Here is a 12,326-nt window from a genome sequence, read left to right on the forward strand (position 1 = left end):
GGCCTGCACAGCACCTGTGGGAGCGGGCGAGTCGGGGCGCCGAACCGCCGCGAATGCCTCAGCGCGACAGTGGCAGGCTGGTGGTGGACTTGATCTCCGACAGCGCCACGATCGAGTTCACTTCCTGAATTCCCGGCACGTTCGACAGCTTTTCGAAGAAGAACCGTTCATAAGCCTCGATATCCGAGGTGACAATGCGCAGCAGAAAGTCCACCGACCCCATCAGCACATAACACTCGAGCACCTCCGGAAACCCGCGGATCGCGTCGGTGAACTCGGCGAAGTTGGAGCGCCCGTGGGCGTTCAGTTTCACCTCGGCGAAAATCTGCGTGTTCAGGCCGACCTTCTTGCGGTCCAGCAGGGTTACCTGCCCGCGAATCACTCCCTCCTCCTTCAACCGCTGGATACGCCGCCAACACGGTGATTGCGACAGCCCCACGCGTTCGGCGATCTGCGCGCTGGACAGCGAAGCGTCCTCCTGCAGCAGCTCGAGGATACGGCGGTCATAGGCGTCCAGCTCGCTGTGCATCAAAAATTCTCCTGAACAGCACTTAATGAATAGAACAATTCGCCAATGCAGCGAAATGCTCAAATCATAGCGAAAAAATACCGCTGCCAACGTGCAAGAATTTCTCCCACATTCGCGGAGACCAGCATGAACGCACAGCCCCGTACCGACGCCTGGGCCGCCAGCAGCGCCCACAGCACCGTGCACTATCGCCTGCAGGCCGAGGCCGAGCCTGACAGCCTGTGCCGAGTGCTCAACCTGTTTGCCCTGCAGTTCCTGACCCCGCACAGCGTGCAGGTCAGCCAGCAGGATGACTGGCTGGAAATCGAGGTCGGCATCGGTGGCCTGAGCTGGCACCGGGCCGAAGTGATTGCGCAGAAACTGCGTAACCTGGTGTGTGTGGGTGAGGTGAGTCTGAGCAACCTGCAGCGGGTGGAGCTGGCGGTGGTCTGAGCCATCCGCTTTGGCCCCTTCGCGGGCTCGCCCGCTCCCACAGGTACACCACAAGGCTGAGGTCGGTGATAATCCTGTGGGAGCGGGCGAGCCCGCGAAGAGGCCAGCACAGGCACTGCAAGATCCCGAAACCCTTCATCCCCATCAACCCAGCCCCGCCCGTCTAGCCTTGATCAGCATCCCCTATCAGGCACGGACGCCAACCATGCATACCCCCGACAACCCGGCACTCGACCTCAAGCGCGTGCTCCAGGCCCTGCTCGCCGACCTGCGCCTGCATGCCAACGACACCCTGCAAGTACTCGAACATGCCGCTACCTGCCCCACCCTCCACCCACTGGAACAGATCGACGCCTGTGACGTCGAAGACCGTCAGAACCCCGGCCGCCGCCTCGACCTGGACCACCTCTGCCATTGGCTGGCCAACAAGGTCGGCCAGCCCTACCTGCGCATCGACCCGCTGCAACTGGACCTGCCCCAGGTCAGCGGCCTGATATCCCCGGCTTTCGCCCAGCGCCATGGCATCCTCATCGTCGCCGCCGACACCGGCAGCGTCACCGTCGCCAGCGCCCAGCCCTACCAGGACGACTGGCAGGCCGATCTCACCCGCAGCCTGGGCCGGCCGATCCACCGTGTGCTGGCCAGCCCCCAGCAGATCCGCCAGGCAGGGCAGTCATTCCAGCGCCTGGCCCAATCGGTAAAAAGCGCGCAATACCAGCAGTCAGCCAGCCTGGGCGAACTCGAACAGTTGCTGGAGCTGGGCAAGCGCCAGGCCGAGGCCAGCGCGGACGACGCGCACATCGTGCATATCGTCGACTGGTTGCTGCAGTACGCAATCGAGCAACGCGCCAGCGATATCCACCTGGAACCACGCCGCGAGCAGGGCCAGCTGCGCTACCGCATCGACGGCCTGCTGCACAGCGTCTATGCCTTCCCCGCCGGGGTTGCCCTGGCGCTGGTCAGCCGCCTGAAACACCTGGGGCGCATGGACGTCGCGGAAAAGCGCCGGCCGCAGGATGGCCGGCTGCAAAGCCGCCTGCCTGGCGGCGGCGAGGTGGAACTGCGGCTGTCGACCCTGCCGACCCCGTTCGGCGAAAAACTGGTACTGCGCCTGTTCGACCCGCAACAGTTGCAAGAAGGCTTCGACCGGCTCGGCCTGGACGGGCTTCAACTGGAACAGTGGAAAGGCTTGCTGCGCCAGCGTCAGGGCATCATTCTGGTCACTGGCCCCACCGGTTCCGGCAAGACCAGCACGCTGTACGCCAGCCTAAAGCTGCTGGCCACACCGCAGGTCAACCTGTGCACCATCGAAGACCCGATCGAGCGCCTGGAACCGGCCTTCAACCAACTGCAGGTGCAGCCCGCCCTGGACCTGGGTTTCGCCAACGGTGTGCGGGCCATGCTACGCCAGGACCCGGACATCATCATGATCGGCGAAATCCGCGACCGCGAAACTGCCCTGGTGGCGGTGCAAGCGGCCCTGACCGGGCACTTGGTGCTGTCCACCCTGCATACCAACGATGCCTGTGGTGCGATCACTCGCCTGCAGGAACTGGGGGTGGCCGACTACCTGATCAAGGCGACGCTGGTCGGGGTCATGGCCCAGCGGTTGGTGCGCACACTGTGCGCAGATTGCCGGGGAAATGCAGCGCTGCCCGGTGGCCAGCCGTGCCGCACCTGTCGTGGCACCGGGTTTCACGGGCGCACAGGGTTGTTCGAACTGCTGGTGCCCAGCGACAGCCTGCGCGCCCAGATAGGTCCAGGCAGCGACTTGGCCAGTTTGCGGCGTCAGGCCGTAGCGGATGGGCTGCTTGATCTACGCCGCAGCGGAGAGGCAAAAGTGGCCCGTGGGCAAACCCGCCAAGAGGAAGTGCTGCGGGCCTGTTCCTGAGCAAAAATCCCTTGTATTCAAGGAACTTGCAGCCCTGTAGCAGGATCAAACCGCGCATCTTCAACCCTCACCCTTCGAGGTGTTTCAACATGCGTTTCAAAACCGCCATCGCTGCCGCTGCCTTGCTCTCGCTGCCTATTGGCTCGGCCATGGCCGATACCTTCTGGCGTAACGTGATGACTACCGGTGCTACCACGGCATCGAGCTATCTGACTTCCGGGGATCACAAGCTGGTGATGGCGGCGCAGGACGACGCCGGTAGCTTCGTGGCCAGCGAAGGCGCTATCCGCGGGCCGTTCCTTGAAGCGGCGATTCGCCAGGCCCGCGCGGAAAACCCGGGGCTGCAGGCTTCCGACATGGAACTGGCCAATGCCATCCTGGCCAAAAATGCGGTAACCGAGTAACCGCAGCGGGGGCCTCGCCCCCGATCGTCGGCAAGCCGGCTCCCACAGGATTGCGTCGCCCTCCAAGCTGTGCAATACCTGTGGGAGCTGGCTTGCCGGCGATGAAGCCAACACCAATTTTCAGCCCTACCGATACGCCTCCACCGGCACACAAGCACAGAACAGATTCCTGTCCCCATACACGTTGTCGACCCGGTTCACCGCTGGCCAGTACTTGTGCTGGCGCACGTGAGCACTGGGCGCCACCGCCTGCTCCAGGCTGTAGGGCCTGTCCCACACAGCCAGCACATCGGCCAGGGTATGCGGCGCATGCTTGAGCGGGTTGTTCTCCGCCGGCCAGTTGCCCTCCTGCACTTCGCCGATTTCCGCCCGAATCGCCAGCATTGCCTCGACGAAGCGGTCCAGTTCGGCCTTCGACTCACTCTCGGTCGGCTCGACCATCAGCGTGCCCGGCACCGGGAACGACATCGTAGGCGCGTGGAAGCCATAGTCCATCAGGCGCTTGGCCACATCCTCTTCGCTGATGCCAGTCAGCGCCTTCAGCGGCCGCAGGTCGAGGATGCACTCATGCGCCACGCGCTGGTTGCGCCCGCGGTACAGCACCGGGAAAGCGCGAGCCAGCTGGCTGGCCAGGTAGTTGGCCGAGAGGATCGCCACCTCGCTGGCATCGGCCAGTTGCGGCCCCATCATGGCGATGTACATCCAGCTGATCGGCAAGATGCTCGCACTGCCCCAGGGCGCGGCGCTGACCGCGCTGTTGTTCGGGTCCAGGCCGGGCACCGGCACCACCGGGTGGCTGGCGACGAACGGCTTGAGGTGCGCGCGAATGCCAATCGGGCCCATGCCCGGGCCGCCTCCGCCATGGGGGATGCAGAAGGTCTTGTGCAGGTTCATGTGCGAAACGTCAGCGCCGATATCCGCCGGACGCGCCAGCCCCACCTGGGCATTGAGGTTGGCACCGTCCATGTACACCTGGCCACCGTGCTGATGAACCACCTCGCAGATTTCGCGAATGCCCTCTTCGTACACGCCGTGGGTCGACGGGTAAGTGATCATCAGGCACGACAAACGGTCCCCGGCCGCGTGGGCCTTGGCCTTGAGGTCGGCCAGGTCGACGTTGCCATCAGCGTCGCAATCGACAATCACCACCTCCATGCCGGCCATTTGCGCCGATGCCGGGTTGGTGCCGTGGGCCGACGACGGGATCAGGCACAGCGTGCGATGCGGCTGGTGTCGGCTGCGGTGGTAGCGGGTAATGGCCATCAGGCCGGCGTACTCGCCCTGGGCGCCGGAGTTGGGCTGCATGCAGATGGCATCGAAGCCGGTAATGGCGCACAGCCAGCCTTCCAGTTCGTCGATCATCGCTTTGTAGCCGGTGGCCTGCGCCGCCGGGGCAAACGGGTGCAGCTGGGCAAAGCCAGGCCAGGTGATGGGGATCATCTCGCTGGTGGCATTGAGTTTCATGGTGCACGAACCCAACGGGATCATCGACTGGTTCAGCGCCAGGTCCTTGTTCTCGAGCTGCTTGAGGTAACGCAGCATCTCGGTTTCGCTGTGGTGCAGGTTGAACACCGGGTGGGCGAGGAACGGCGTGCGCCGCACCAGGCTGGCGGGGATGCCTTCGGGCAGAGCCTGCTGGTCGAGTGTGGCTATGTCCAGGCCGTGGTCCACCCCCAGGAAGATATCGAACAGACGCAGCACCGTCTGCTCCGTACAGGTCTCATCCAGGCTCACACCCAGGTGCCCGCGGCCGAGGATACGCAGGTTGATCTGCGCGGCTTCGGCACTTTCGATAATAGCCGCCTGGGTGCCACCGACATCCAGAGTCAGGGTGTCGAAGAAATGCTGGTTGAGGCGCTTGATACCCTTGGCTTCGAGGCCGGCGGCCAGGATGAAGGTCAGCCGGTGCACACGCTGGGCAATGCGCTGCAGGCCTTCCGGGCCGTGGTACACCGCGTAGAAGCCGGCAATGTTGGCCAGCAGAACCTGGGCCGTGCAGATGTTGGAGTTGGCCTTCTCGCGGCGGATATGCTGCTCGCGGGTTTGCAGCGCCATGCGCAGCGCGGTGTTGCCACGCGCATCGCGCGACACGCCGATGATGCGCCCCGGCATGGCTCGCTTGTAGTCATCCCTGCAGGCGAAATAGGCGGCGTGGGGGCCGCCATAGCCCATCGGTACGCCAAAGCGCTGGGTCGAGCCCAGCACCACATCGGCGCCCAGCTCCCCGGGCGGTGCCAGCACCACCAGGCTGAGCAGGTCGGCGGCCACACAGGCCAGGGCATGCTGGCTGTGCAGATGGTCGATCAGCGGGCGCAGGTCGCGCACCTCGCCGTGAGTATCCGGGTACTGCAGCAAGGCCCCGAACACAGCGTGCCTGCCAAGGTTATCCACAGAATCGACGATCAGCTCGAAGCCGAAGCCCTCGGCACGGGTCTTGAGTACCGACAGGGTCTGCGGGTGACAGTGCTGGTCGGCGAAAAAAGCATTGCTCTTGTTGCGCGCCACCCGCTTGGCCAGGGCCATGGCCTCGGCGGCGGCGGTGGCTTCGTCGAGCAGCGAGGCATTGGCCAGAGCCAGCCCGGTGAGGTCGATGACCATTTGCTGGAAGTTCAGCAGCGCCTCCAGCCGACCTTGGGCAATCTCGGGCTGATAGGGCGTATAGGCGGTGTACCAGCCCGGGTTCTCAAGCACGTTGCGCAGGATGACCGTGGGGGTGATGGTGCCGTGGTAGCCCATGCCGATCAGGCTAGTCCAGACCTGATTCTGCCCGGCGTACCCGGCGAGCTTGGCCAGGGCGGCCTGTTCGCCCAGCGCCGGAGGCAGGTCGAGGGGGCGATTGAGGCGGATGTCTGGCGGTACGGTCTGCTCGATCAGCTCACTGCGGCTGGCGGCACCCAGCGCGTTGAGCATGGCCTGCTGCTCCGTGGCATCCGGGCCCAGGTGGCGACGCAGGAACGGGTTGAGCTCTTGCAGTTGATGCAGGGATGGCGACTGGGACATGACGACGCTCTCTTCCTAGGCCAGCTCTCATGGAGACTTACAAGTCTAGGAAGGGATTGCCGATTGTGCGGGGAAACTTGTTTTGCAGTATCGGCCTCTTCGCGGGCATGCCCGCTCCCACAGGTCAACCACAAGACCACACTGAGGCTGGCGCGACCCCTGTGGGAGCGGGCATGCCCGCGAAGCAGGCGACGCGGTCTTACTCGCCGATCGCGGCCGCGTAACCTGCAGCATCCAGCAGCTTGTCCAGCTCGGCCGGGTTGCTTGGTTTGAGCTTGAAGATCCACGACTCGTAAGGCTCTTCGTTGAGCAACTCAGGGCTGTCTGCCAGTTCGTCGTTGACCGCGATCACTTCGCCGGCGACCGGGGCATAGATGTCCGAAGCGGCCTTGACCGACTCGACCACACCGGCAGCGTCGCCAGCGGCCAACACCTTGCCGACTTCGGCCAGCTCGACGAACACCACGTCACCCAGGGCTTTCTGGGCGTGGTCACTGATACCCACGGTCACGCTGCCGTCGGCTTCCAGGCGAGCCCACTCGTGGCTTTCGGCAAAACGCAGGTCGGCGGGGATATTGCTCATGTCTTGAATTCCTCGATTGGCTCAGCGGTACGCCCGCCGGTTAAAAATTGTTCAGATCAGGATCTTGCCGTGGCGCACGAAGGTCGGTTTGACCACCCGCACCGGGTACCACTTGCCGCGGATTTCCACCTCGGCCCGGTCGCCGGTGGCCATGGGCACGCGTGCAAGGGCAATGGACTTGCTCAGCGTAGGCGAGAAACTACCACTGGTGATCTCTCCTTCGCCAATCCCGGCTACACGCACTACCTGATGGGCACGCAGCACGCCGCGCTCTTCCAGCACCAGGCCGACCAGTTTTTCCTGCACGCCGTTCTCGATTTCCGCCAGCAAGCCGGTGCGGCCGATGAAGTTGCGCTCGGCTGGCTCCCAGGCAATGCTCCAGCCCAGATTGGAGGTGAGCGGTGTGTGTGTTTCGTCGATGTCCTGGCCGTACAGGTTCATGCCGGCTTCCAGGCGCAGGGTGTCGCGGGCGCCAAGGCCACTTGGGGCAATACCGGCGCCGACCAGGTCGTTGAAGAAGGCCACGGCCTGCTCGCCAGGAAGAATGATCTCCAGGTCCGTCTTCACCGGTATAACCGGTGCGGGCAATGAACCAGTCGCCTTCGGCAATGCCCTCGAACGGGCGCAGCTCGCGAATCAGCGCGGCGCGCGCGGGGCTGAGCAAGGCGGCCACCTTCTCGCGTGCATGCGGGCCCTGGATGGCGAGGATGGCCAGGTCCGGGCGGACCCGGAAGTCCACGGCAAAACCGGCACGCTGTGCTGCCAGCCAATCGAGTACCCTGGCCCGGGTGGCGGCGTTGGTGACCAGGCGGTAGCCGGTTTCGGTGCGGTAGACGATCAGGTCGTCGATGACCGTGCCCTGCTCCTGAAGCAACGGGCTATACAGCGCCTTGCCGATATCGTCGAGACGGGCCACATCGTTGGCCAGCAAGCGCTGCAACCAGGCAGTGGCGTCGCTACCCTCGACATCGATCACGGTCATGTGGGACACATCGAACACCCCGCAATCGCTGCGCACCTGATGGTGCTCCTCGACCTGCGAGCCATAGTGCAGGGGCATGTCCCAGCCACCGAAATCGACCGTCTTGGCGCCCAGCGCCAGGTGCAGGTCATACAAAAGCGTGCGCTGTCCCATGGGTTTCTCCTTCCGGGCGTGGCGAAGCGGCGGCGGTCGATGACGTTGGGTCGTCAGCTCTTCTTGTGTAGGACCCGCCGCGCGAGTGCCGCGCATTGTAGCCGCAAGGGCGCGGGCTGACACCCTCAGTGACTGTGACCGGGTCGACGGGCCGAACGGCGGATCAGGCCGATGACCGGCAGCAGCCCCACCAGCACCAAGGTCAGTGCCGGCAGCGAGGCACGCGCCCACTCACCCTCGCTGGTCATCTCGAACACCCGCACCGCAAGGGTGTCCCAGCCGAACGGGCGCATCAGCAAGGTGGCCGGCATTTCCTTGAGCACATCGACAAACACCAGCAAGGCGGCGCTGAGCGCGCCAGGCACCAGCAGCGGCAGATACACCTTGAAAAACAATCCCGCGCCACCGACGCCAAGGCTGCGGGATGCCTCAGGCAGTGACGGGCGGATACGCTCCAGGCTGCTCTCCAGCGGCCCGTATGCCACCGCGATGAAGCGCACCAGGTAGGCCAGCAGCAACGCGCCCAGGCTGCCCAGCAGCAGTGGCTTGCCGGCCCCGCCCAACCAGCTCGACAACGGGATGACCAGGTGGTTGTCGAGGTAACTGAAGGCCAGCATGATCGACACCGCCAGCACCGAGCCGGGCAAGGCGTAGCCCAGGTTGGCCAGGCCTACCCCGGCGCGGATACCGCCCGTCGGTGCCTGGCGCCGGGCAAACGCCAGCAGCAACGCCACGCACACCGTGACCAGCGCCGCCATGCCACCCAAGTACAGGGTGTGCAGCACCAGGCCGACATAGCGCTCGTCCAGGTCATGCCGCCCACGCTGCCAGAACCACGCCAGCAGTTGCAGCAGCGGGATGACGAAGGCGCAGGCGAACACCAGCAGGCACCAGCCACTGGCCAGCAATGCCTTGAACCCGTGCAGTTGGTACAGCGCCTGCCCGCGCGGCCGCTCGTTGCCGCTGCGGCTGGCACCCCGGGCCCGGCGCTCGCCATACAGCACCAGCATCACCGCCAGTAGCAACAGGCTGGCCAGCTGGGCCGCACTGGACAGGCTGAAGAAGCCGTACCAGGTCTTGTAGATCGCCGTGGTGAAGGTGTCGAAGTTGAATACCGCCACCGCGCCGAAGTCGGCCAGGGTTTCCATCAGGGCCAAGGCAATACCGGCGCCGATCGCCGGCCGTGCCATGGGCAGGGCCACGCGCCAGAACGCTTGCAGCGGGGACAGCCCCAGCACTCGTGCAGCCTCCATCAGGCCCTTGCCCTGGGCCAGGAATGCGGTACGCGCCAGCAGGTAGACATAGGGGTAGAACACCAGCACCAGGACGACAATCACCCCGCCAGTGGAACGCACCCGCGGCAGGCGCATCGGCCCGAACACCTCGCGCAGGGCGCTCTGCACAGGGCCGGCGAAGTCCAGCAGGCCGACGAAGACGAACGCCAGTACGTAGGCCGGGATAGCGAACGGCAGCATTAGCGCCCAGTCCAGCCAGCGCCGGCCGGGGAACTCGCAGAGGCTGGTCAGCCAGGCCAGGCTGACGCCGAGCACGGTGACGCCGATGCCCACACCCACCACCAGCGTCAGGGTATTGCCCAGCAGGCGAGTCATCTGGGTGTCGAGCAGGTGCGACCAGATCTGCAGGTCGATGGTTTGCCAGGACAACAGCAGAACGCTCAGGGGCAGGAGCACCAGGGCGGCGACCAGGGTGACCGGGAGGTACCAGCGGCGTTGGGGGGTGTGGGGCAAGTTGAATGTCTCGATGGCTGATTTGCGACCGTTTTGCGGTCGTTCGCGGGCACGCCCGCTCCCACAGGAATTGCACAGGATTCAAGCATTGTGCGGTGCCTGTGGGAGCGGGCATGCCCGCGAAGAGGCCCTGAAAGGCCCCGGAAGGATAAAGCCTGGCGCTTAGTTCCAGCCAGCCCGATCCATCAAGCGAATCGCTTCAGCCTGGCGCTTGCCTGCGATTTCCACCGGAATGCTGTCAGCCTCGAAGCTGCCCCACGCCGCCACTTCTTCCGATGGCTTGACCTTCGGGTTGGCCGGGAACTCCTGATTGATGTCGGCAAACAGCTTCTGCGCCTCTTCGCCAGTCATCCATTCCACCAGCCTTTTCGCCGCTTCCGGGTGCGGTGCATGCTTGGTCAGGCCGATACCCGACAGGTTCACGTGCACGCCTCGATCACCCTGGTTGGGCCAGAAGATCTTCACCGGCAGCTTCGGGTTCTGGTTGTGCAGGCGGCCGTAGTAGTAGGTGTTGACCACGCCCACGTCGCATTGGCCGGCCTCGATGGCCTGGATCACTGCGTTGTCGTCGGAGAACACATCGGTGGACAGGTTGTTGACCCAGCCTTTGACGATTTGCTCGGTCTTCGCCTCGCCGTGGGTCTCGATCAGGGTGGCGGTCAGCGACTGGTTGTACACCTTTTTCGCCGTGCGCAGGCACAGGCGACCTTCCCACTGCTTGTCGGCCAGGGCTTCGTAGGTGCTCAGTTCCTGCGGCTTGACCCGCTCGGTGGAGTAGATGATGGTGCGGGCGCGCAGGCTCAGGCCGGTCCAGTCGTGGGACGAGGCGCGGTACTGCGGCGGGATGTTCTGGTCGATGATGTCGGACTTGATCGGCTGCAGGATGCCCATCTGCTCGGCCTGCCACAGGTTGCCGGCATCGACGGTCAGCAGCAGGTCGGCCACGCCATTTTCGCCCTCGGCCTTGATGCGCTGCATCAGCGGGGCTTCCTTGTCGGTGATGAACTTGATCTTGACCCCGGTCTTTGCGGTATAGGCATCGAACACCGGCTTGATCAGCTCATCGATGCGCGAGGAGTACACCACCACTTCGTCTGCCGCCTGGGCGGTGCCGCCGAACAAGGTCAGGGCCAGGGCGGCCAGTAGGGGCTTGCGTGGCAACATGGAAAGCACTCCTCGGATCGTATGAGAGGCGCAAATGGTAGTGAATCCCATTTTCCGACTCATCTACATAGCCGTTACCGGATGTTGCAGAGGGGGCTGCTGCGCAGCCCATCGCCGGCAAGCCAGCTCCCACAGGGATCTCACAAGGCCAGGAGGCCTGCGCCGTACCTGTGGGAGCTGGCTTGCCGGCGAAAGGGCCGCAGAGCGGCCCCGGCAATCTCAAGCCTTGGCCAGATCCGGCAGGTCACCGCTCAAACCCAGCGCCTGGCGCACGAACAGCGCCTTGGCCTCCGGCATCTGCTCCACCAGCTTCAACCCGCTGTTGCGCAACCAACGCAGCGGCAACGGGTTGGCCTGGAACAACCGCTCGAACCCTTCCATTGCCGCCATCAGCGCCAGGTTGTGCGGCATGCGCCGCCGCTCGTAACGGCTCAGCACCTTCACATCCGCCAGCCGCTCGCCACGCTCGCAGGCATTGACCAGTACCTCGGCCAGCACCGCAGCATCGAGGAAGCCCAGGTTGACGCCCTGCCCGGCCAACGGGTGAATGGTGTGCGCGGCATCACCGATCAACGCCAGGCCCTCGTCCACATAGCGCTTGGCGTGGCGCTGGCGCAGCGGTACACACAGCCGCGGGTCGGCCTGCAGCACATCACCCAGGCGCCCCTCGAAAGCACGTTCCAGGGCCTTCAGGAAGGCCGTTTCATCCAGTGCCATCAACTGCTCGGCATGCTCCGGGGTAGTCGACCACACGATCGAGCACCAGTCCTGCTGGCCATCACGCGTCAGCGGCAGAAACGCCAATGGCCCTTCATCGGTGAAGCGCTGCCAGGCCGTGGCCTGGTGGCCGACACTGCAACGCACGCTGGTGACGATGGCATGGTGCAGATAATCCCACTCGCGGGTTTCGCAACCGGCCAGGCGCCGCACCGCCGAGTTGGCGCCATCGGCAGCAATCACCAGCGGCGCACGCAGTTGCCGGCCATCTGCCAGGGTCAGCAGCCATTCGTCGCCAGAGCGACGTAGCTGCTCCAGCCGCGCATTGGCCAACAGGCCGATGTCGCTGTCATGCAGGCGCTCCAGCAGGCCGTCCTGCACCACCCGGTTCTCGACGATATGGCCGAGCGTCTGGGCATGCACGCTGGCAGCCGAAAAGTGAATCTGCCCGGTGCCGCTGCCATCCCACACATGCATGTCCGAGTAGGGCGTGGCACGCCGCTGGGCAATGCCGTCCCAGGCGCCAAGGCGCTCGAGAATACGCTGGCTGGCCGCCGACAGCGCGCTGACGCGCGGCTCGAACGGGGCCTGGGCATCGAACGGCTTGACCGTCAGCGGGCCACCGTCGAGCAAGAGGATTTGCAGGCCACTGTGGCGCAATGCCAGGGCCAGGGCGCTGCCGACCATACCGGCACCGACAATCAACAGATCTGCGCGCATTTC

9 protein-coding genes and 1 pseudogene are annotated in these 12,326 nt (G+C 64.8%); 3 read left to right on the forward strand and 7 right to left on the reverse strand.

The window, feature by feature from the left end; translation table 11 throughout:
- Nucleotides 1-58: 58 nt before the first annotated feature.
- Nucleotides 59-529, reverse strand: coding sequence for an Lrp/AsnC family transcriptional regulator (locus QIY50_09550; GenBank protein WGV22383.1), 471 nt, complete (start codon nt 527-529; stop codon nt 59-61).
- 126 nt (nt 530-655) lie between these two features.
- Here QIY50_09550 and QIY50_09555 point away from each other — a divergent pair, with 126 nt between their 5' ends.
- The 3 genes from QIY50_09555 to QIY50_09565 all read left to right on the forward strand — a co-directional run bounded on the left by QIY50_09555 (nt 656) and on the right by QIY50_09565 (nt 3,256).
- Nucleotides 656-961, forward strand: coding sequence for a hypothetical protein (locus tag QIY50_09555; GenBank protein ID WGV22384.1), 306 nt, complete (start codon nt 656-658; stop codon nt 959-961).
- 205 nt (nt 962-1,166) lie between these two features.
- Nucleotides 1,167-2,852: a GspE/PulE family protein gene (locus tag QIY50_09560; GenBank protein WGV22385.1), complete on the forward strand. Its 1,686-nt coding sequence runs from the start codon at nt 1,167-1,169 to the stop codon at nt 2,850-2,852.
- Between the two features lie 89 nt (nt 2,853-2,941).
- Nucleotides 2,942-3,256, forward strand: a complete 315-nt coding sequence (locus QIY50_09565) for a DUF2388 domain-containing protein (GenBank protein ID WGV22386.1) — start codon at nt 2,942-2,944, stop codon at nt 3,254-3,256.
- A gap of 126 nt (nt 3,257-3,382) precedes the next feature.
- Here the strand turns inward: QIY50_09565 and gcvP are convergent, their stop codons facing one another.
- The 6 genes and pseudogenes from gcvP to QIY50_09595 all read right to left on the reverse strand — a co-directional run bounded on the left by gcvP (nt 3,383) and on the right by QIY50_09595 (nt 12,323).
- Entirely contained in the window at nt 3,383-6,256 is a 2,874-nt protein-coding gene (gene gcvP / locus QIY50_09570; GenBank protein ID WGV22387.1) for an aminomethyl-transferring glycine dehydrogenase, read from the reverse strand.
- 199 nt (nt 6,257-6,455) lie between these two features.
- Nucleotides 6,456-6,839: a glycine cleavage system protein GcvH gene (gene gcvH / locus QIY50_09575; GenBank protein ID WGV22388.1), complete on the reverse strand. Its 384-nt coding sequence runs from the start codon at nt 6,837-6,839 to the stop codon at nt 6,456-6,458.
- A 51-nt stretch (nt 6,840-6,890) separates the two neighbouring features.
- Nucleotides 6,891-7,974 (reverse strand): annotated as a pseudogene (gcvT, locus tag QIY50_09580) (glycine cleavage system aminomethyltransferase GcvT).
- A gap of 125 nt (nt 7,975-8,099) precedes the next feature.
- A complete protein-coding gene (locus QIY50_09585; GenBank protein WGV22389.1) occupies nt 8,100-9,722 on the reverse strand; it encodes an iron ABC transporter permease in 1,623 nt (540 codons plus the stop codon).
- Nucleotides 9,723-9,884: 162 nt separating this feature from the next.
- Nucleotides 9,885-10,886, reverse strand: coding sequence for an extracellular solute-binding protein (locus QIY50_09590; protein WGV22390.1), 1,002 nt, complete (start codon nt 10,884-10,886; stop codon nt 9,885-9,887).
- A gap of 219 nt (nt 10,887-11,105) precedes the next feature.
- Nucleotides 11,106-12,323, reverse strand: a complete 1,218-nt coding sequence (locus QIY50_09595; protein ID WGV22391.1) for a 2-octaprenyl-3-methyl-6-methoxy-1,4-benzoquinol hydroxylase — start codon at nt 12,321-12,323, stop codon at nt 11,106-11,108.
- Nucleotides 12,324-12,326: the final 3 nt, after the last annotated feature.

It is taken from the genome of Pseudomonas putida, assembly GCA_029953615.1.
Lineage (GTDB): Bacteria > Pseudomonadota > Gammaproteobacteria > Pseudomonadales > Pseudomonadaceae > Aquipseudomonas.